Source organism: Saliphagus sp. LR7, assembly GCF_003344565.1.
Taxonomy (GTDB): domain Archaea; phylum Halobacteriota; class Halobacteria; order Halobacteriales; family Natrialbaceae; genus Saliphagus; species Saliphagus infecundisoli.
In genome coordinates this window covers 1-20,045 of sequence record NZ_QPND01000034.1, presented here as the reverse complement: position 1 = coordinate 20,045, position 20,045 = coordinate 1, and the positions used below count along the sequence as shown (strand labels likewise).

Below are 20,045 nucleotides of genomic sequence, written 5' to 3'. Positions count from 1 at the left end.
CTTTGGCCTGTATCTCTCCCGCGTCTCACTCATTCCTGGCCACTGTCCTTCTCACCCATCACCCCCGCTATCGTGTCCATACGCTCTCTGATACATCTTCATTTCTTTCCCCTTCTCACCTCCCACCGTTCACGCCCCGTCGCGCACACCTCTATTTCTGCACAAACCCCCTATCCTTTGGACGATTTTCCTTTATGCAAAGCCGATTTAACGGATGCAGAATGGACTAGAGGCCCGTCGCGCACCTCTAAGTCCGTTTCATCGTGTGCGACGAAACCGGGTTTTAGGAAGAGAATCTAAAACGTGCGCGACGAGGGGATGAAACCAACTATATCGGCAGATTAAGGGATATAGTGACATATTTTGTACGTTTTAGGAAAGTCAATTTAGTATTCAATAGCCGGTCAGATCACACTCAAACACTGATATCTGCATTCTCAGGCCTCAGATTGTGCGCGACGGGATATCACAACCCCAATAAAGACAGATATCAACACTTTTCTACTATAGTATACTAGGAGTGGAGATGGCTTTGAAGAGTGGCTCGAACTACGTCGGAAAGTGATCGGGAGGGGTCAAAATATCACCTAATCAGGCAGTTAATTTCGCACCTGAAATTTTCGTTTTGATCCGGCGAAGAAGAGTAGAAGTCGTGGTGGCTATTCGAGCCAGGTTCAAAGTGAACTGGTTGAATAAGGGGGTCTCAAAACCAGTCGTCGTTTCGTTCTAGTTGATCGTACATATCGTCGGGGAACGGGAGGCTTCCGTAGATCGAATAGGGACATTGGTCCTGGCCGATACAGTATCGTTGCATGTCGTCGTTATCGCAATTCATCGGCAGCGGTGTTGTGCTTTTGGGACCAATCCCGCGCTCCCCTCGGCGGGCCTCATATTTGATTTGATACTCGGTAATCTCGGGGTCGTGCCATGGCCAACGACTGAAGAGATCCTGGATATCATCAACGATTTCGTCGACTGATTTATCTTGATACTGCGGGAGCCACATCACCATTCGGACGATGTTGAAGAGGTCCTTCCGGACTGGTTTTTCCTCCTGGAGGCGCTCATCAAGGGCTGCCAGACACGGGAGTTCGAACAAGTCTTCGAGGTCGTCAACCTCGATCGGACGCGCCCCACTGCTTGAATGAGCGATTTTGTAGGTGTTGACGCGACCACTCCGGTCGATCGTCACTGACTGGTGTGAATCGTGATTTGCGAGCGTTTTCGCAACACTACGATGGTTCGAGAGCTGTTGGAGTTGGGCTTGCTCTCCGTTATCGTCAGGTTCGTACGTGTCGAGGGCGTCGTAGAGTTCCTTGGACGTGTGGAACTCGCCGATCTGGGCGTGGGAACTCGCGTTGATAGCAGATCGAAAGAGGCGAACGAGCCGTTCGCCCCGGTTCCAGTTTTTCCAGATCTTCTCGTAATGGCCCCCACGAAGGGCTCGCTCGATACGTTCGGTGATCGCTGTTTCGTTGGCCGTGAGCCAACTACGTTCATCCTCGCCGAGTTCGTCTTTTTGGACCGTTCGTAGGCGTGCAAAGCCTGTTTCGGCGTACTTCTGGTATCTTGCTTCGAAGTCCTCGATCGGGATGTAGAGATTGTTGTTCGCGAGCTGGGTGCGGATCTCGCCAGTTTCTTCGGCACTGGTTGCTTCGTCGGTTGTACGCGTGAGACAGGCCCGTGAGGCGGCTGCCATCGGGATCTCGATATAGAGCGTATCCTCATCCTCATTACCTTCGCTAGTTCCGACCTGTGGCATGGTAGTAACGTCCGTACAGACTCGTCCTGGATGTGGCCCATCCTCACTGGGCGATTTCGCGTAGAGGGTTTCTGCGATATCCTGGTACAGCGTGGGATCGTCGTACTCACGGATGAGCGAGATGAGGTTGTTCGCGAACAGTTCGCGGATGTTATGGATGACCTGGTTGCGCCGAACAGGGGTGTCTTCGAATCGAGGCTGCTCTATCACGCAGATCGCCCCGATGGTCGCGAGTAACACGAGTGTCGCCGATCGATCGACGAACGATCGCTCCAGTGTTCGTTCCCGTTGGGCTTGTTCGAAGGCACCCGTCCCAAACCGCTCGATGTCTGAGAGGAGGGTCTCGGGATCGGGTTCGTCGTCAACGAGGTAGCGGTCGTACCCACGGGAGAACAACTGGACGATCTCGCCCGTCGTGTACTGGGTTGGGACGGCAGCGACCAGGTAAGCGTCTCGTTCGGTGTTGTATGGATCAACCATTGGGATCACTCGAGGAATCTCGGCAGGGCGTCTGTCCGTGGGTCGAATGCCGGGCTGTCGATTGGCTGGACGACCCGACAGACCTCCGCGTGCAGTGAGTAGGGAACCCGAAGTAGGCGGCTTCGGTCGGCGGTCACAACAGGATCGATTGGGATACCGTAGCGCTCGATCAGGAGGTCGTTGAGCACTTCACGACTACTCTCATCATAGTCGTGTTCGGGGTCTCTATCAAGCAGGTAGACGTGGACCCCTTGCCCAGAATAGACGACCATCGTATCTTCGGCACTGAACTCATCTTTGAAGATCTCACGCGTTTCAAATCCATAGTCGAGTGCTCGATCGAGATCCTCAAACGCGTAGGGATAGCCCGCTGGGTCAGCCGCGTGGATCCCGGATTCGGCGAGTAGCATCTCCTCACGGCTTCGCTCATCCTGATCGGCGTCGGAGTGGGTTTCCTCGTCGAGTTCACGATCGGCTCGCGCTGCGGCGATGTCTTTCGCGTCGATATCGACCGCGATCACCCACGGACGCTCCCAATTATCCAGCCCGTAGTAGACGCCTTCTGATACGGGATCGGATTTGACGAGGAGATCTGGGTCGGCAAGCGCGTACTCGCTGTCATCGAAGGGATCGTTGCGAGCGGGCGAGCGGATGAACGACAGAACCTCCTCGAATCCATCGAAGTTTTGTGAAATCTGGTCACCAGTTGAATCCGTCCGCCACGTTGCCCGTCGGATGAAGTCTCGGTCGGGCTGGCCGTCTTTGCGGATCGGATGCCGATCGCGGAAGCTGAGCCCGAACTCTTTCGGGCCAGTTGCTGTGATGAACGCCGGAAGCTCGTCTGTGTACTCGGGAAACTCCTGATCGTAATAGCTGTAAATCTCGTCACGGGTCGCTTCTCTCCAGGTCATGACCCCACCCCCGCGAACTGGAGGAAGTCGATCGCGACAATCGCCGCCAAGAGCGCACCGACGCCAACCACGACACCGTCTCCTCTGCGTGGAAACGGCGTCCACCTCGGAGTGAGAATCGTGCCAACGAACACCCGGAAAACGAAGAGAACGGGCAAGAGTAGTGCGTAGACGATGAGTGCGACAAAGATGAGGCTGAGCCCGATTTCCATCAATCTCCCATAGGTGTAGATCGGCAAGTATTGGGAAAGATACGCCGAGACAACTCCCAGTTCAGAAACGAGAGTTCGGAACAGCTCAAATATTCTCATTGGCCGATTTCGTCTCCCAGCCGCCGGAACGTTTGAACTGTCGTCAGGCCGTCTGCGTCCAGTTCGGTGACTCTCTCTTGGATTTGTGCAATCGAACGTGCTGTCCGCCCACTCACCCGGCCAGAAACCCGATCGTGCTCGGCAAGCAGGTTCACTGTAGCAGGGGCATCATCACGCGAAGGAAATGCCCACACGGCCTCGGCATCGACAGCAGCCATCTTGTCGTAGTCGTCTACCACTGCAGTGGGGTTATTCGACGCCATTTCCACTTCACCAACCCATATGAGGTCACCAGTTGCATCGAACCCAGCGACGTCGAAGATCGTCTCTGGGTCCTGCTGGTAATACCGTTCAACGCGCTCGATGCTCTCCTGGTCAGTCACCCAGTGAAACAGCAACTCAACACCGACTTTGTGGGGTGTCTTCTCTCCGAGATCACCCACGCCGGCTTCAGCCGTGACTGTGTCATCGAGTAGCTCCCGTCCTTCTGGAAGAATGGTGTAGTAGGTCCTCCGATTCACCCGTTCTTTTTCGAGGAGTCCTCGCTCGATCAACAGATCGACATCAAGTTGAGGGAGGTCCCCTTGCAGCTGGTCCATCCCCTCTAAGAGTGTATATCCGGGGAAATCTCGGTTCATCGCATCCAGCACACGTTTCAGGAACGTGGCGTCATCCCGAGAGAGTCCGCGTGCCCGCAGCGTCTCGTCGTCGATCGGATTGGTATCCGTGTCCTCGGTGTGGCTACTGAAGAACGAACCCCCCGTTGGTCCATCCGGTGACTCCTCGTTCTCACTCTCGCTCTCGGTGTCTTCTCCCGAGTCGGCATCTTCGCCGTCCTCGATCTCCTCGAACGTCGACTGTTCGAGAGGGTCGTCCGTCTCCTCGGCTTCGGTCTCAGGCGACGCTGACTGCGTGTCCGACTCGGAATCCGACTCTGCATTGAGCCCCGGTGTCCCCGCTTGCTCTGTCTCTGGCTCTCGGCTTGCCTCCGGTGACGATCTCGATCCTGTATCTGGCTCTGGAGGTGATCCAATACTGCGTCCGCCCCCAGAAGGAGAATCGCCCCACTCCGACCACTCGAGCGTATCCTCGTGCGTGGGCACGTCCAAGCCGTACTCCTCGTCAGTCCGTTCGATGACCTCCGGCAGGATCTCCTTGTCGAAGCGTGCCTGCTCGGTCGCCGACAGCGGCTCGTCGCTCTCTGGGTGACCACTGATGATCGGGAGCGAGTGCAACGTCAGCGGTGCGGGTCGATCCTCACCGAAGCGCGGACTCGCAAGCTTCGTGAACCACTCACCAGCGGCGATCCGGTTGTTCCGGTTACGAACGTCCTCGACGGAGAGCTCGTCGTGCGTGAACGTTTTCGCAAACCGGTCCGTAATCGAGATGTCCCCGACGAGTTTCGTATGCACTTCGGTCAGTAATTCCTCGTAGGCACCATTGCCGGTGTCCCAGCTTTGGACCTGTTCGGGGTACTGCATCACGAATCCCAGGCTCAATCCAGAGGAACGGCCCTGTGGGAGCAGCTGATCGGCGACTAACTCCGTCGCGATGAACGGCGCTGCCTCCTCGAGAATCACGTTCACCACGTTATCCGACGATGCCCGCCGCCGGTGCTGAATCGAGTGCCACAGGTTACTCAATAGGACGGTCGTCAATCCACGCTGGGCATCGAGCGTGAGGTCGCCAAGATCGAACAGGATCGTCACGTCCTCCTCGAGGATGTCGCGGAAATCGAAATGAACGTCCTGATCGTGGAACCCGTAGAGGCTGTCGCCTTCGGCCTCCCGACCGGGCTTGTGTCGCAACATCCAGTACAGGTGACGGTCCTCTTTCAGTCGGTTGAGCCGGTTGAGCACGGCCCCCATCGACGTATGGAACTGGTGGTCTTCCTTGTTGAACTGGCTAGCCAACGACTCGTGGATATCGTCATTGATCCCCGAAACGTCCGGCAGCTCTCGCGCACGTTGCATCTGCGTTGCCGCCTCGACCAGATCGTCCAGCCCGAACACGTCGTCACCGTGAACGGGATCGAACAGCGCGTGGATGAGAAACGTCAGGATCTCGTTCGCGACGAACGCCTGTTCGTGACGCTCCGAACCCATAATCATCCGCATCAGCGCGTGGAAGTGGTCGGCCTTCTCCTTGACTGCAGTCTCCCGATCATGTCCGGCTTCGAGCGCGGGTCGAAGATCGAAAAACGAGACCGCTGGGAGTGTTTCGGGCTCACGGAAGTAGTAGACGTCCTCGAGTGAACCATACTTCTTGTAGTGGCCCATGAGGTAGTTCGTGCACATCCCGTCGCCTTTCGGCTCGAAGAGGATGTTTGGCCCCGACGTCGTCTCCGTCAGCGAGCGGAGCATCCGATTGACGAGTTGGCTCTTCCCCGATCCAGTCGTCGCGCAGACGAGCCAGTGGCGCGTCTGCTGATCCGGTGGTAATCGAAGCGGGCCATCAACGGAACTGGTGGGGTCTCCGCCGAGTACCATTCCTGTCGTGTACTGCCGACGCTGGGCGGTCTCCAAGCCAGGAAGTGACGTCCGGCTCTCGGGATTCGCGTGGGTTTCCTTGGTGGCCTCGTCGGTGAGATGTTCCGTGCTCGGCACGATGATCATGTTGCAGAGTTCGTTCGGATCGAGATGCAGGTCGGGCGTCGAGCGGCTAAGACGATTGCCGGCCACGACGTCGCGATCGAGGACACGGTTGAAGCAGCGCCGCGAGTACGTCCGGCTGCGGCGGGCGACCAGCCCCTTGTCGTAGAGTTTCTCGCTCTCGATCGAATAGAACTTACCTTCCAGTGGGTCGAACACCGTACTGATGTTCCGAAGCGAGTGCTTGAGCTCGGACTTGTCGCTGCTTGCCGAGTTCGACGGGACAGTCACCGCTCGTAGGTTGACCGTGAACGTATGACCCCAGTCTTCGGTCTGGAGCTTGTCGATCAGATCGCGATCGGCTTCGGGAATCGGTTGGGATTCTCGTTGCCGGCGCTCGTGCGGGGATTCGGCGCCAGAGACGATATTTTCGAGCTCTCGAACGAACACATCTCGCCAAGTGTCTCGATCGCCTCTGATGTGTTCGACTCGCTGATTCCCGCTTTGTGTGGAGTCCGCTCCACCTTCGAACGCGGCTTGAAAGACGATCGGGTGGTCGGTCGTTGCGAAGTGGTCGATGAGCACTGTCAGCGGCGCGTGCGAGGAGTCTTTCGTGAAGTCTTCGTCGCCTAATTCTTCGTCGAAACGCCGGATCGGCGTCATGGGATCACCGCTGCCTGTCCATCGGATACTGTACGGTTCGACCTGGTCTGGATGGGGCCGAGCGAGGACACCCTCGCCGGTATCAACGGGAGTGTCGATTCCGAACGTGAGCGAGCCTGGATCGCGATGCTCCGCCTCCTCTCGTGCTTGGAGTGCGTCGAGATCGACACTGGGAAGTTGCCGTCCGAGTGGGGCATCAACTTCCGAATCCGCATTGGCACTGGCAACGCCGCCATCAGCTGCGAGGGACTGATCGCCGTGGACACGTGTGATCGCCTCGACTTCCTCGACTGACGTTTGCAGCGATCCGTTTTGCAGTGCCGCTTCGAACTCGTCGTAGCTGTACTGCTCTGGAGCGACAAGCTTCTCGGCGAGGTCGACTGTCACTCGATCGATTTCGACGGTATCCGGATAGGCCGAGTTGAGGCGGTCGTAAAGCGTCGAGATCTGCTGATCAGTCGAATAATAGAACTCGATCGGCGCGTCCGTGCCGTTGCTGTAGATCGTAAACTCGAACGTAAGCGGCTCTGGGCTGGTAAACGGGTTCATCCTCTGCCAGACTGACTCCTCTGCCGGGCTCAGCGTATGTAAGGGGCGAATCTGGTTGACGATCTCGGACGGTGCTCGCTCGCCCGTTGAGGGGATGACGCGAACGTACTCCTGTTTGCGATCGAGGGGGGAGTCAGCGGAAGCGTCGAGGGCGAGGACGGTCGAATGAACGCCTTTCGGATCATGAACGCCTATACAGGCCACTTTCGGGATATCTGGGTCGACGGTACGGAACGTGACCGTCCCATACGAGAAGAGTAGCCCGGCGATCGACTGCTGGCAGGTTGTCTCGACCACCCGTTCGAGACCGAGCTTCGTGAATCGATCCGCTCGGATGCGTCGCGTTCGCGCGTAGAGCGTGTCTGGAGTGAGAACGTACTCCGTCCGAACCGACCGCACCAGTGGGAATACGGCGACGCCAACACTCGCGCCTCCGAAGATAACCGGGACTGCTCCCACCCACCTCAGTGGAATCACAACAGAGGCCCCCATCAGTCCGATCTCGTTCGGTGCGAGTCCGACGACGTTCGGCCCTGTCTGATAGCCAGCGAAGCTAGTCGTCGCAAGGGCGACTGCAAGCCCGGCGAGAAGAATCGCGCCTACGTACGCACGAATGCCGCTCCGGGCCAACGGACTGCCGACCCACTGGACCTCAAGATCGGCGACGTCAGTCACTCCGTCGTCTTCTTCGACGATCCACTCGAGGGAGTCGTGATCGGTGGTACTGCTACTCTCGGGTATGGACGTATCGGCGTCGGCTGAAACGGTCATGCGTGAATCACCTCCAGATATCGGGTGGATGATCCGAGCGGTGTCCAAGGTGCGAGCGTCGCCGGCATCATCGACGGCCACCTCTGAAATCGAGAACGTTCCTCACGCCGCGCAACGATCTGCCCAGTTTGCTATTTCGATCGCTTTCGGTGGTCTCCTGATGTTGTTTTGCATACTCCTCTTTCAACACGGGCGTCGTCTTCCCAGAGAGCAGTGTGACGTGATCCCCTCCCCACCCCTTGCCCGTCCCGAATCGTGTGAGTGCAACCTCGCTGCCGATGAAATAGTCCTCATCAACCCCGTGGGACCCACCTTTCGGGCGAAGTGGGAACCGATCAATCGAGAGGAGTTGGGGGATCACCTCACGCGTCACGCCTGCGTCGTCGAGGCGATCGTACTGCTCGTTACGCTCGTCTGCTGCCGTTCGAGGACGATAGTACGGGTTCTCGCACGAAATGCACTCGACTGGGCTCTCGCGACCCCTGTAACCAATGAGACGGTGTTCGCTAACGTTCACAAGTGGGCCAGGACCGAGCAGGAGGCGTTCTTGAGCCTCTGTATGCTGTCGATCGACTGTCGACGGGCTACCGAGCGCAGGGTGGCTGAGACGATCGTCCAGCCATTGTGTCACGAGCGGGCCGTGCTGTTCGAGCGTCGTGACGGAAACTGACGTCCACGAATAGACTTCTTCGTCGGGAGATTCGGTCAATCGGATTGTGAAGCGTAACCAGACACCCTCAACGGCAGTAAGCCCGATGCAGCGAGCGGTCATGTATTGGTTTCCGTGGGGGAAGCCGGGACGCTGACGCTCGCCAGGAGGGTCGAGTTGGGTTTCAAGATCGGTATAGATCCGTCGAACGTTCTCGGTCGCCTCGAAATAGTCGTCCAGACCGTTCCCACCGATCTGTGCGCGCTCACCCGCGATAGTATAGTAGAAGCTCCGTCCGGTATCAGCATCGAACTGGTCTATGAGGTCTCGAACGACCGTCTTGCTCTCAGCGAGCGTCTCGGCGTCGACGGTGTAGTGTTGATGACGAATATCGCTGAGATCGATCGCAAGCGGATCATCCTGTAGTGTCTTTGCGTCCGGGGCGAGCGTCATTAGTGGATCATCATCCACATACACCACGGGCGTCTGCGACTCGTTTCGGAGCGTGATCCGGTCGGTGCGATGGACGAGCGGCGGGTAATCGTCCGTGTGAGATTTCAACGCGTCTTCAATCGGCGGAATCGTATCCCGTGGTCGCGTTCGCCGCCGGTTTCGAGTCGCCATCTACAGCCACCTCCACTCGTCCGTCTGCTCGCGCAGAAATGACGCCATGTTCTCCCCGTGATTCGACGGGTCGTACTGTACGAAGGCGAACTCGCACGGATTGTGATGATCGCCCATCTCGACGCGAAGCGGATAACAGCCCTTCTGGTCAACCTTCAGCAGTGCTTCCGAGAAGCCGTACTCCTCTTTCCCGGGAGTCGCTCCCTGGATGTATTCTTTCTCCGAGTCAGTGAGGTCGAAGCGCTCGGCCCACGTGTCGTCCATCTCTTCGAGATAGTGGAAGATTTTCACGCTCATCTGGTCGATGATGATCTGGGCGTCCTCCTGTTTTTGCTCGCGATTCTCGTCGTCAGCCGTATCCTTCTCGCCGTAGAACTCCCCGACCGACTGCGTGCTGAAGATCATCGAGAGATCGTAGTGCCGCGAGTGACGGATCGCCTGCTTCAGGAAGGAGAGGTCCGACGAGTGCTTGGTCATATAGTGGGACTCGTCCATCGCCATGATCGTCGGGTGCTCGCTGCGCTTGGCCTGCTGGTAGACGAGTGAGGTGAGCGTCTGCATCATCAGGCCCGTCTTCGCCTCGCCCTCGTAGCGCTGGAGGTCCAGATAGAGCGTATCGGACTCGCTGATATCGAGTTCGGTCGGCTTCGTCAGGTGGTGATAGATCCCACCCTCTTCGAACGCTGAGATGTCGTTGTTCAGAATCCGAATCGCCGTCTCCTTCCGATCCTCCCAGGACTCCTCGTCGTCAGCGATCTCGTCGCGAACGAACTTGTCCGGGTCGTTCACCATATCCTCGAGGACCTGGATGGCGTCGGTGATCGTCGGACTCGGGCGGTCGTGGGTGGTAGGGTCCTCGGTAATCCCCGCTCGGTCAAACGCTACCTCGATCGCCTTCTGCCACGTTCCCTTCTTGTCCGTGAGATCCAGATCCTCGAGCCGGTAGTACGTCTGGATGAACGTCATTCCCCGGCGCTTGACGTCCTTCAGAGGCGTCGACTCGCCGATCCGTTTCAGCTTCTCCTCGGGCACCGCTTCGATCTCGAGGGGGTTGATTGGCGTTTCTCCACCGATCACGACGTGGTTACCATCAAAGATCTCACAGAGTCCCGTAAACTCTCGAACCGGGTCGATGAGAACCATCCGCGTCTCCGGATTTTGGATCTTGTGGCGAAGCAGGAACGTCTTCAGGGTGGTCGTCTTCCCCGAGCCGATCTTGCCGAAGATCCCCATGTTGTAGCCCGTACTTCGGCTGAACAGATCGAGGACCGTCGGTTCGCACCGATCAGCGTGGGTTCCAATCTCGACGCCCCCCGGCTCGATCAGGTTCTCGGAAGTCCATGGGATGAGCGCTGCGAGCCCATTGCTCGTCATGGTGACTTCCTCCCCCGTGTCGTCCTTCGCAAGCGGGGCCGCCGTCTGGTAGCCCTCGACCTGATGGTATTTCATCTCCTTCGCGTCGGCGTTCAACTCGCGAAGGCTCGTCCGGACGGAGCGAATGGCCTTCTTCAGAAGCTTCGGCGAAGGAGCTCGAAGCTCGATATACGTTGTACTCTCGAAGAGCCCCGTGTCGGGTTGCTCGACGGACTCTTTGATGTCGCGGGCGGCCTCGTAGCTCTGCCTGTAACGCTCGGCAAAGGGGCTGTTTTTCTCCTCGGCATTCGCCGTCTTCTGCTCCATCGCATCGACCTGACTCTTCAACTCCCGACGCTTGTTATCGACGTCGAGACCCTGGAAGTGCGTCGAGGTCGTGGCTCGAACCCCTGGTTCATCGAAGTTCAAGATTGGCTCGAGCATTCCGAGTGGAGGACGTCCCGGCCAGTCACGGATCGCGAGCGTTGTCGAGTACGTATCATCGTCGAGAACGACGTAGCGCGGGCTCTCGGACAGGGTGACGTTGTCCGGGGCCAGAAGTGACTGATAGCGCCACTCGAGTTCCTCCTCGCTGGTCACGATCCCGACGGTCGCACCGTTGTTTAACGCCTCGGGCTCGTACTCAATCTCGGAAAACTCGCTGTCGTCGTCTTCGCTTTCCTCTTTCTCCTCTTGATCGTCGGTGTCGTCGCCCTGCTCCCCGTCGTCTACTCCTCGATCGTCGTCAGGGCGACGGTCGCTGTCGCGACGGTCCTCCGGGTCGGGACTGGGACCGAAGTCGCTCCTGGGTCTTTCGTCTCCGTTCTGGCCGTCCCCGCTGATCTGCTCACGGAGCAACGTAGATAGATCACTGCCACCGCCACGGGTTGAACTTCGACTCCGCCCTCGGTCCTTCCGATCATGCTCTCGGTCCTGACTCTGCTCTTGATCCTGCCCGACGACCGTCCCACCGTCCGGGGCTGTCGCCGACGCGGACACTCCTGGGGCCGCCTCACGCCGTGATCTGGTGGTTCCCGGGTCTGGGCGATCCGTGGTGAGATGGCTATAGTCGAGGTCGTGCTCGGGATCACCGGATTCCTCGTCGTCGACCGGCACCGGACACTGGCGAACGAGCGACGTGAAATCATCGTACTCGTAGACGTCGTCGCCTCGATAGTAGTCCGCGAGCACTTGCGAAAATGCCGACGACGACAAGGGGACGGCCGTAATGTCCGAATCAACCGAGCGGGCGAGCTCCGCCACCTCGTTCAAGCGCATCTCGAGCTTTTCAACCATCTCCTGGAGGTGCTCTTCGGAGCCCTCACGCTCTGCAAGCCGCTTTGCCGTCACGAACTTCCCAAGGATCGGCACTGCTGCGAGCCCCTCGTCGTCCACCGAAATAACGACGTCCTCGGGATCGACAGCGACGATGAAATAGTACTCGCGGGTCATCGTCGTCTCCTGTAAGACGCTCACCGTCCACGCTCGCTCCTCGCAAATGTCCGTGAGAACGTTCCGAGTGAGTGCCGTCTGGTCGTCGCCGTCCTCCTCAGCAGAGATTGCCTGCGACCGATACTCAGACGCTCGCTGTCGGTAGGTGTTCTCCCGGCTCTCGTAATCGACCGACCGCATCGTGTTGAACCACTGTGCGCCGTAGTGCACCTTCGACGCGAGCGATCGGGCGAGCCGGTTGACCTTCGTCCGCCACTCGTCTTCGTCCTTCGTCGCCATGTTCGCGGGCGTCACGCGCACCGCGCCGACAAGCGTCCCGTCCGACCGCTCGACTGCATGAGAATCCCGATACGCCTTCTTGACCTCGATAAACTCCTGGGTCGAATCGTCTGTCCCTGATCCGAACACACTCCACTTGATGAGCGGCAGGGACGCGACTCGTCTCACAAACGATTCTGGCTCGGGCTGGCGGTCGCTGGTGGTCTCGTTGCTCATGGTATGGACGTATTCCGGCTGATCGGTGTAGTGGCGGTACAGGTCGATGACGTAGCGGTGAATCCGACGGTGCGACGGGGCCGCAAACACGAGGATCGTCGAGACGATGAACGCGACACCCCCGACTGCCCCGAGCGGGAACGTCATTCCTGGTGGCGACAGGACGACCGCGACCGTCCAGAACGCGAACGCCACCGCGTACACGATCACGAACTCGGAGAGCGCTCGACCGGCGATTTCCGGCTGCTTCACGATCGTATTCAGTACCTGATCGCGCCGTCGTTGCGATTGCTCAGTAGTCATGGTGTGATCTGAAGCCTCCTAGTCGGACACCTGTCGATAGGCGTCCACGTCGTCTCGTCGCCCGCCGATTGAACCGACTGCACGCGCCGAGGACGCCTGCTCACGGTCGCGAGACGCTTGACGAACCATCGTCGTCCGCTCGGCCTGCGTACTTCCAGCACCTGGACCGCGCTTGTGGACACGCGGATCCAGCGACGGCTCCTTCTCTGTCGAGATGAGTCCGATCCGTTCCCCGATATTCACCGCCCTGCTCCGACTAGCGGCTGCACCACCCGACACGATGTCACGAGCACGGCCCCCAGCGTGTCTCGCCTGTTGTGGGGTCTTCACGTCGTAACCCATCCGGCTTCGGCGCTGGAGTCCTGCACCGATCGCTCCTGCTGAACCGGCCATGAGCGCGTTCGTAACGAACATCGCTTTCATGATCGCGAGCGGGACCAGGATCGCGATCACGAGTGTCCCCAGCGTGAGAATCACCCCAGCCATGCCACTCGCATTGAATCCCCACTCGATGCTGATCGCTGCGCTGAACAGCACAGCTGCTGGGATCGGCATGATCAACAGCCCGATATACGACCAGATGAACAACGACCCGATCCGGCGAACGATCTTGTGGGGGCCGAGTAATGCAAACGAGATCGCGAACGGGAACAGGAACGGCATGACCATGTAGAGGAGCGTCCAGCGAAAGCCCCAGAGAAGCGCGAAGACGATGGCCTTCAGCCATCCGAAGAGGTAGATCCCACCGGCTGCAGCGACTGACGCGCTCCCCAACTGCGGGAGGTTGGCAGTCAGTTCCTCCGTTGTCGGTCCGAACCACGAAGCGATCGAGTCCGCCGCGAGGTGCAGGAGCGAAGTGAGCGGCCATGCGAGGGCGAACGCAACGATACCGCCCATGATCATCAGCGCCCACGACGATGCCTGATACGAGTTGAAGAACGTCCCGAACGGAAGGATCGTCGCGACGACCATGATCGACAGAACCATGAAGAACAGGACGACCGGCGACACCGCTCCGATGTAGATCTCGTCATAGAGCGCGTTGTAGTGGTCGTCTGTCGGCGTTCCAAAGACACCCATCCAGCCGTCGTTATCCATCGTTGGCGTGCTCGTAGCGAACTCGATTGAGCCCTCGAGAATCGCCTCAAACGTGGATTGAGCCGTCTCATCGATCCACTCAACAACGTGATTGACCATCGCGACGGCGATGTTTCGTGGGTCTAACTGCGAGAATCCAAACCCACCGCCGCCTCTTCCAATCCCGCCCTCGTCATCGCTCTCGTTGTCATCAGCGTCGTCTCCCTCTTGGTCAGCGACTTCATCTCCTCTCCCACCGTCGAGAATGCCGCCACCACTCGCGTTCTCGTCACCACCGCCCCCGTCATCGCTTTCGTTGTCGTCCTCGACGTCGGGCACTGGCCCATCGTCGTCCGTCTCGTTCCCTCCCTCCTGAGCAGTGACTCCGTCGAGACCGATCCCTGGCGCGAGCACTAGACCGGGTACCAACCCGATGAGGAGGATGACACGAAACCAACTAACTCGGCGCATTGGACATCACCCCAGAATCGGGATGCACGAAGGGACGTTGAGGCTACCGACGCCCACAGCGAGCACAAGCACGCTGATCCCGAAGAGGACGAACCCGACGGCAATCGGGATTCGCCCCATCATCGAGTAGCCGGTCTGCATCCACCAGCCACTCACCGGCAGCGCCTCGATCGCGCCACCGAGGAAAATCGCAGTGACGATCACACCGAAGAACATGAAGATCGCCACCCAGACAGCGAGCTCCATGAAGTCTCCGGCGGGAGTCGCGCAGATCTCCTCACCCATCTGAAGCGGGTAAACGAATTGTTCAGAGGACGCAGGCGCTGCTGCAACCACTCCTGAGAACAGCGACAATGCAACCGTAACCGCAAGGACCGTCATAGCAGCTCGCACGCCGGAACGCGACTCCAGGGTCGAAATCTGTGCATCACGGACGAGTGTTGCCAGCCGATTGTTCATTGACACCAGCTCCACTGGAACGCAAGTGAAACCTGATAATAACCGCTATGCCTATAATATGATATATAGCCGTAACGTATTTAGTTTTAGTTAGACCTACCTCGCTATATGGATTTCACATGGAGGTTCCATCATGGGTGCTGAGTCTGAAACGGGCGAAATCGCGACCTACCAGGGAACGATCAATCAAGAGGTATCGGAAGAGTTCAAACAGTACGTCCCGCGGAAAATAAATGTAGATGATAAGATAAACGAGCCCATCACAGGCTGGACTGAGACACAGAAAGAACGCGAACAGCGATTAGCACAGTTGGAACACAGCGACCAGGTAGAGTCGCTCACAGAGTAACAATGCCAGTGTATTTCAAGCGAACAGATGCAAAGCTCGGTCGGTTAATCGCCGTCTGTACCGTGATCGCTGCCGTCTTCTTCCTCGGGGGAGGTGACGTCCTTCCGGCATTCGTTTTCGCGATCGCTGGCGTGTTCCTATTCACACAAAGTGACCCACAGCAGTCAGCACTTCGCGATTTCGGGGTGAAGCTCATCTACTTCGTGCTGATCGCGCTTGGAATCGGCCTCTATCACGGGTTCAACTGACCGAGACGAGAGCACCATGGCCCAGCAGGAACCTCGATCCGGCGGGAACTCCACTGATGACGGCGTGTGGTCCCGACGGAAGCTGCTTAGATCGGGTGCGTCGGCCGCGGCTATTGGATTCGCGGCACTGGCTGGCTGTACCGACGAAGATCTTGCGGAGACCGAAGAGAGTGAGACAAGCGGAGGTGGGACAATCAGCGGTATGGCGCCACCGTCGCTCGATCCCTCAGCGTACGCCGAACTCTTCGATCGGGTTGTCGTCGCAACTGACGTCGGTGCTGATCCGACGGGAGAGCAGCCGATCGACTCGGTCCTGAACGCCGAACTCCGACCGGGAACATTGCTGCACTTCCCCGAAGGCATCTACAAGATGAACTCGGGGTTTCGGGCAACCGGGAGAAGAGGAAACCTCGGGATCACGGGCGATCACGCCGTGATTCGTCATGGTGAGGTCGAAGCGATCCATCGGCACACAGTCGATCGGGGAGAGTACAGCGGCACCACGATGATGTTCCGTATCGGGACATCATCACGGCCACATCACGGGAATTTCGTGTTTGGGGGGCTTATCTTCGATTGGAGCTGGGACGAAAACGCGGGAATGCAGGGCCTCAATGCGTTCATCGACGGGCAAGCTGAGATCCGAAATATCGTCTTCCATGGAACGCATTCGCTCGGGTCGTTCGCCAATTTGCGCGTCGCGTCTGCTGAGCCCGACTCGGTTGCTCTCGTTGACTCGATCGATATGCGCGGCGGCGGACTCCACTACATCGATACGATCAACACCCGAGAAGAGCGCCGATTCGATGACGGTCCCGAGCACCCCGATTTCGGGCAAAGCTGGGGCTCGACAGGGTTCACTGGCCATCCCGATCAGCAAGGGACGACCGTGATCCGCAACATGGTCTGTGGACCATGGCCCGATAATACGGTCTACCCTCGGGGGGGCACCGGCCGAAAGATCGTCTCGGGATGCACCGTCTGGAACGGCGGTGGGTCCCAGATTCGGAACAACGGAGGCGACGACTGGGAACCCGTCGACTGGGTTGATGGGACCGACGACAAAGACGAAGCCCTCGACGGGCCGTATCCAGGCTCCGTCATCGAAAACTGCTACGTCCTGATCGATCAAAAGCCAGACGGTGTCTACATCGCTCCACGTGGAATCCTACTCCAAGATGGGCCGCAGATCGTGCGCAACTGTGAAATCGAAATCGCGTTCTCTGAGGCCGGCGGTGCGGGTGGAACGTACGGCATCGGCACTCGCGGCGAAGGCGGGTCGGCACCGGCCGGCCCAGCGGTCGTTGAGGATTGCGTGATTACGCTCCACGAGGATACGAACGCAGTGTATGTCTCGCCATACACGGACTCGATCGACTTCCGCGAGATGCAGGTCAACGTCGTCGGGTGGAACCCAGTATCCTCGGGTGCGTTGATGGGTGGTGAAGCTCCCCGGATGGACCAGCTGACGGTCAACACAATTCCAAACAATGGATAGACGAGAACTCTTGGCGACTGGCGGCGTCTCGCTCATCGCAATCGCTGGCTGTCTCGGCACGTACGAGGTCGCAAGACAGTCGGGCCTCATGCCGAAGGGAGACGATAGTGGCTCCGGTTCGGACAGTGATTCGGACGAGGGTGGGCCGGAACTGAGCGACGGTGCCGATGGTCCGCTAGCCGATACTAGTGAAAGTGAAGACGACAGCCCGCTCGAGGACAACGAGAACAGCGAGAACGAGAGCAAACCCGTACCGAAGGACAACGAGAGTAACGACTCGGACGAACCCTACGAACCTGATGATGGCCCGCTCCTTGACGATGTGAACGAGACGGTCAGTAACGAGACCAAGCGAAGCGGAACGAACGATACCGACGAGAGCCTCGTAGACGAACCAGAGGCCAACAGGAGCGACGGGAACGGGACTGGCGGGAACGAATCCGGTGACGTGCCTGACGATCGCCCAGAGGATCCGACCGAGCACGTCACCTGGATTGAGACCGATCACGAAATCTTCGAGACGGAATACGGTGATTCAGAGGTTATCATCCTCGGTGAGATTCGCAACGAAACGGGCTACGACCTCTCGTATCTTCGTGTCGGCGGTCAGGGCTATCTCGATGGTGAACTTATCACCGAAAACTCGATCGAAATTGCCGGATTAGCCACTGGAGACAGCCTCACAGTCGAAATCCCACTCTACGTCGAACCAGAAGCCATAGACGAGTATCGGTACGGTGTGTGGGAAGCCGAATACGTCGAAGAATAAACCTCAGACACCTCAGACGTACGATTCCCATACCCGCTTCTGATAGGCTGCAACGCCGACCATCGCAACTCCGATCACACCGAGAACCAGGGCGAACGTACCGAGCCAGGACCGGTCTTCGACCTCGGACTCGACGGACACTCGGTCGGGGTTCGTTTTGTGTAGTTCCCACACGGCGACGTTTCCGTTCTCAATCTCCGTCGCGTCCGTCTCGGTGATTTCGCCAGGCATTTCGACACGATACGTGTACCCGTTGAGGTCTGCGACGTCATCGCTTATTGATGCAGTGAACGCTACCGTTTCGTTCTCGGTGACTCTCGTCGTGATATACGATACCTCTTCAACAGTCACCTTCTGAGCGAGGAGCTCAACAACGACCGTTCCATTCTCCCGGCGATCCTCATATTCGACGTCGCTGAAGCCGTCTTCGTTGGTTTCGAGCTCGTCAGCGAACTGCTCACCAACGCTCTCGTAACCGCTTGATGTCGCATCCTCAAGGGCCAGTGCGTACACTTCCTGGCTCATTTCAGCCTCGGCTCGTACTTGCTCGATCTCTCCCTCGTTATCAACAGTCGTCGTCATCGTCACGTCCACGCACCCGCCTAACAGGCAGAGTAGAACGACCGCCGCCACCACCTTCACTCGTCGGCCGCTCATCGTCCCACCTCGGAAGGCCGTCCGTGAACCCCCATAAATCGGCGATCGATCCAGGCAACGCCGGGTGCGATAATCCCGGCCAGGATTGACGTCGTGGCCGATAGGACGAACCCACGGCCGAAGCCGAACTCAACAGCGCCAATCGGGGGGAAAGCACCTCGAATGACCCTGAGCGAAAGGACAGTGATCGCGAACACACCCCCATAGCAGCTGGCCCCATCGATCAAAGACATCTGGATAAGCGAACGGTCAAGCGTCGTCCGCGCTTGAGTCGCGATCACAGCGGCGAGCGCTGTACCGAAATACAAGACGAGCAGCAACACGATTATTCCGAGGACGAATCTGAATGTGACGTCGAGGATACCCTCGCCACTGAGCAGTAACGAAAGAGTGAGAGAACCGGCGAACCCGAACCCTACGCCGATCAGCACGAACAATGCGACCGTCCGCTTCCCATACGGTGTGTCCATAGCCTCGCGAAAGAGTGCAATCGTCCGCTCGAGAGTGTTCAGGCTTTCCGACGATTGTGACGAGCCAGTGGGCGACTCGGTCGAGTACGTGCTGCCGCCCGGTGACCGCCCACTCTCCATGATTATCAGGTGTGCTAACGGGAAACAAATAGGTTTGGGCACTGACCTTGTGCAACACGTAGAGAAAAATATGCATCCATGTTGCACAAGGTAAGACGCTGAAGCCAGCCAGAAATATTCTTTCCAGCCAGCCGGCTCTTGAATTGCTCCTGAAGTGTACTGCCTTGAGTAACACGCTCGTGTAGAACAGCGATATCGACGACCTCTATCGTGGGGTACTACTCATCGTCTCCAAGGATTTCTTCGAGCGCCTCGACGGCAGCATCCAGATCCTCAACATCCTCACGGTCGGATCGGTAGGCCGGGCGCCACCACGCGGACGGGTGGATGATCAGCGCGGTGTCGGTAACCGTGTAGCTCTCGAACTCGGACCACGGCCGGAGACGCTGCTGGAGTGGGCGTTCGACAACGAGCCCCACGTCGGTCACGCGGAACGTCCGTGGATTTGCGGCCCCCGCGAAGGGTGTCCACAAGAAGATGAGAAAATAGAGATTTCCTGCCCAGGACAAGTCGCTCCACACGAGCTGAACGATGACGCCGCCAACGCCGAGGACGCTCGCGACGATTAATCCAGCCAGGGAGAAGTGCCGCCAGCGCCGCGGCCAGCGCGCCTCCCATTCAACGACGTCTTCAGCACCAATCAGAACGGCCGCCGCGTACCGGGTCCGACTCATCCCAGTCAGGAAGAGGCCGAGAAACATCCCTCCGATCGTGCTGACAATCGCGAGACCAATCGTAATGCCTGGTGGCTCAGTCCCCATGGCAGCCACACCGAACACGCCGATGAACCAGACGAATGGGAGGACAACGAGCAGCCACGCGGTGGTGCGTCCGCCGAGGCTAACTGCGAGTCCGGACGTCCGAGAGACGGTCCAGCCAACTACAGTCGGTAGTTCCCATCGAATCAGAACGTAGTCAGGACTGATAGGGTTAGATTCTCAGGAGACGTCTAGATGGGTGCATGTGAGATTCCTATACCATCCAGACACTGTGCTTACGGCCTCTGAGCTTGA

Annotated in this window: 17 protein-coding genes; 4 read left to right on the top strand and 13 right to left on the bottom strand. The window is 58.4% G+C overall.

The window, feature by feature from the left end; translation table 11 throughout:
• Window positions 1-703: 703 nt before the first annotated feature.
• The 8 genes from DVH23_RS21585 to DVH23_RS21545 all read right to left on the bottom strand — a co-directional run bounded on the left by DVH23_RS21585 (window position 704) and on the right by DVH23_RS21545 (window position 14,843).
• Entirely contained in the window at window positions 704-2,242 is a 1,539-nt protein-coding gene (locus DVH23_RS21585; RefSeq protein ID WP_114579427.1) for a primase-associated protein, read from the bottom strand.
• A 5-nt stretch (window positions 2,243-2,247) separates the two neighbouring features.
• A complete protein-coding gene (locus DVH23_RS21580) occupies window positions 2,248-3,153 on the bottom strand; it encodes a DNA primase (RefSeq protein ID WP_114579426.1) in 906 nt (301 codons plus the stop codon).
• Complete coding sequence (locus DVH23_RS21575) at window positions 3,150-3,365, bottom strand: hypothetical protein (protein WP_232833885.1); 216 nt, start codon at window positions 3,363-3,365, stop codon at window positions 3,150-3,152. The genes DVH23_RS21580 and DVH23_RS21575 overlap by 4 nt, the downstream gene beginning before the upstream one ends.
• Before the next feature lie 95 nt (window positions 3,366-3,460).
• Entirely contained in the window at window positions 3,461-8,038 is a 4,578-nt protein-coding gene (locus tag DVH23_RS21570; RefSeq protein WP_114579424.1) for a helicase HerA domain-containing protein, read from the bottom strand.
• Window positions 8,039-8,105: 67 nt separating this feature from the next.
• The gene (locus tag DVH23_RS23965; RefSeq protein ID WP_157972565.1) at window positions 8,106-9,311 is read right to left on the bottom strand and encodes a hypothetical protein; all 1,206 of its coding nucleotides are present in this window, start codon (window positions 9,309-9,311) and stop codon (window positions 8,106-8,108) included.
• Entirely contained in the window at window positions 9,312-12,821 is a 3,510-nt protein-coding gene (locus tag DVH23_RS21555; protein ID WP_232833884.1) for a VirB4 family type IV secretion system protein, read from the bottom strand.
• A gap of 111 nt (window positions 12,822-12,932) precedes the next feature.
• Window positions 12,933-14,462 (bottom strand): hypothetical protein, encoded by a 1,530-nt coding sequence (locus tag DVH23_RS21550; protein ID WP_114579420.1) that lies wholly within the window; start codon window positions 14,460-14,462, stop codon window positions 12,933-12,935.
• Between the two features lie 6 nt (window positions 14,463-14,468).
• Window positions 14,469-14,843, bottom strand: coding sequence for a hypothetical protein (locus DVH23_RS21545; protein WP_157972564.1), 375 nt, complete (start codon window positions 14,841-14,843; stop codon window positions 14,469-14,471).
• A 211-nt stretch (window positions 14,844-15,054) separates the two neighbouring features.
• Here DVH23_RS21545 and DVH23_RS21540 point away from each other — a divergent pair, with 211 nt between their 5' ends.
• Window positions 15,055-15,270: a hypothetical protein gene (locus tag DVH23_RS21540; protein ID WP_114579418.1), complete on the top strand. Its 216-nt coding sequence runs from the start codon at window positions 15,055-15,057 to the stop codon at window positions 15,268-15,270.
• Window positions 15,271-15,272: 2 nt separating this feature from the next.
• Window positions 15,273-15,518, top strand: coding sequence for a hypothetical protein (locus tag DVH23_RS21535; RefSeq protein ID WP_114579417.1), 246 nt, complete (start codon window positions 15,273-15,275; stop codon window positions 15,516-15,518).
• Window positions 15,519-15,744: 226 nt separating this feature from the next.
• On the opposite strand, the gene DVH23_RS24840 is transcribed toward DVH23_RS21535, so the two are convergent.
• A complete protein-coding gene (locus DVH23_RS24840) occupies window positions 15,745-15,984 on the bottom strand; it encodes a hypothetical protein (RefSeq protein WP_157972563.1) in 240 nt (79 codons plus the stop codon).
• Between the two features lie 63 nt (window positions 15,985-16,047).
• The gene (locus DVH23_RS24835) at window positions 16,048-16,341 is read right to left on the bottom strand and encodes a hypothetical protein (protein ID WP_232833883.1); all 294 of its coding nucleotides are present in this window, start codon (window positions 16,339-16,341) and stop codon (window positions 16,048-16,050) included.
• Window positions 16,342-16,407: 66 nt separating this feature from the next.
• Between DVH23_RS24835 and DVH23_RS24830 the strand changes: the two genes are divergently transcribed.
• Complete coding sequence (locus tag DVH23_RS24830; protein ID WP_232833882.1) at window positions 16,408-17,016, top strand: hypothetical protein; 609 nt, start codon at window positions 16,408-16,410, stop codon at window positions 17,014-17,016.
• Window positions 17,017-17,338: 322 nt separating this feature from the next.
• Window positions 17,339-17,785: a hypothetical protein gene (locus DVH23_RS23950; RefSeq protein WP_157972561.1), complete on the top strand. Its 447-nt coding sequence runs from the start codon at window positions 17,339-17,341 to the stop codon at window positions 17,783-17,785.
• A 12-nt stretch (window positions 17,786-17,797) separates the two neighbouring features.
• Here DVH23_RS23950 and DVH23_RS21520 read toward each other — a convergent pair whose 3' ends face one another.
• The 3 genes from DVH23_RS21520 to DVH23_RS21510 all read right to left on the bottom strand — a co-directional run bounded on the left by DVH23_RS21520 (window position 17,798) and on the right by DVH23_RS21510 (window position 19,793).
• Complete coding sequence (locus DVH23_RS21520; RefSeq protein ID WP_114579414.1) at window positions 17,798-18,442, bottom strand: hypothetical protein; 645 nt, start codon at window positions 18,440-18,442, stop codon at window positions 17,798-17,800.
• Window positions 18,439-19,032 (bottom strand): hypothetical protein, encoded by a 594-nt coding sequence (locus DVH23_RS21515; RefSeq protein ID WP_114579413.1) that lies wholly within the window; start codon window positions 19,030-19,032, stop codon window positions 18,439-18,441. The genes DVH23_RS21520 and DVH23_RS21515 overlap by 4 nt, the downstream gene beginning before the upstream one ends.
• A gap of 218 nt (window positions 19,033-19,250) precedes the next feature.
• A complete protein-coding gene (locus tag DVH23_RS21510) occupies window positions 19,251-19,793 on the bottom strand; it encodes a hypothetical protein (RefSeq protein WP_157972560.1) in 543 nt (180 codons plus the stop codon).
• Between the last annotated feature and the right edge of the window lie 252 nt (window positions 19,794-20,045).

What these genes read in the sequence shown, in the direction of transcription:
- DVH23_RS21585 (WP_114579427.1), bottom strand. Translation starts at nt 2,242, where the DNA reads ATGGTTGATCCATACAACACCGAACGAGACGCTTACCTGGTCGCTGCC.
- DVH23_RS21550 (WP_114579420.1), bottom strand. Translation starts at nt 14,462, where the DNA reads ATGCGCCGAGTTAGTTGGTTTCGTGTCATCCTCCTCATCGGGTTGGTA.
- DVH23_RS23965 (WP_157972565.1), bottom strand. Translation starts at nt 9,311, where the DNA reads ATGGCGACTCGAAACCGGCGGCGAACGCGACCACGGGATACGATTCCG.
- DVH23_RS21570 (WP_114579424.1), bottom strand. Translation starts at nt 8,038, where the DNA reads ATGACCGTTTCAGCCGACGCCGATACGTCCATACCCGAGAGTAGCAGT.
- DVH23_RS21515 (WP_114579413.1), bottom strand. Translation starts at nt 19,032, where the DNA reads ATGGAGAGTGGGCGGTCACCGGGCGGCAGCACGTACTCGACCGAGTCG.
- DVH23_RS21575 (WP_232833885.1), bottom strand. Translation starts at nt 3,365, where the DNA reads ATGGAAATCGGGCTCAGCCTCATCTTTGTCGCACTCATCGTCTACGCA.
- DVH23_RS21545 (WP_157972564.1), bottom strand. Translation starts at nt 14,843, where the DNA reads ATGACGGTCCTTGCGGTTACGGTTGCATTGTCGCTGTTCTCAGGAGTG.
- DVH23_RS21540 (WP_114579418.1), top strand. Translation starts at nt 15,055, where the DNA reads ATGGGTGCTGAGTCTGAAACGGGCGAAATCGCGACCTACCAGGGAACG.
- DVH23_RS24840 (WP_157972563.1), bottom strand. Translation starts at nt 15,984, where the DNA reads ATGGATCGCTTCGACCTCACCATGACGAATCACGGCGTGATCGCCCGT.
- DVH23_RS21580 (WP_114579426.1), bottom strand. Translation starts at nt 3,153, where the DNA reads ATGACCTGGAGAGAAGCGACCCGTGACGAGATTTACAGCTATTACGAT.
- DVH23_RS21535 (WP_114579417.1), top strand. Translation starts at nt 15,273, where the DNA reads ATGCCAGTGTATTTCAAGCGAACAGATGCAAAGCTCGGTCGGTTAATC.
- DVH23_RS21510 (WP_157972560.1), bottom strand. Translation starts at nt 19,793, where the DNA reads ATGGGGACTGAGCCACCAGGCATTACGATTGGTCTCGCGATTGTCAGC.
- DVH23_RS21520 (WP_114579414.1), bottom strand. Translation starts at nt 18,442, where the DNA reads ATGAGCGGCCGACGAGTGAAGGTGGTGGCGGCGGTCGTTCTACTCTGC.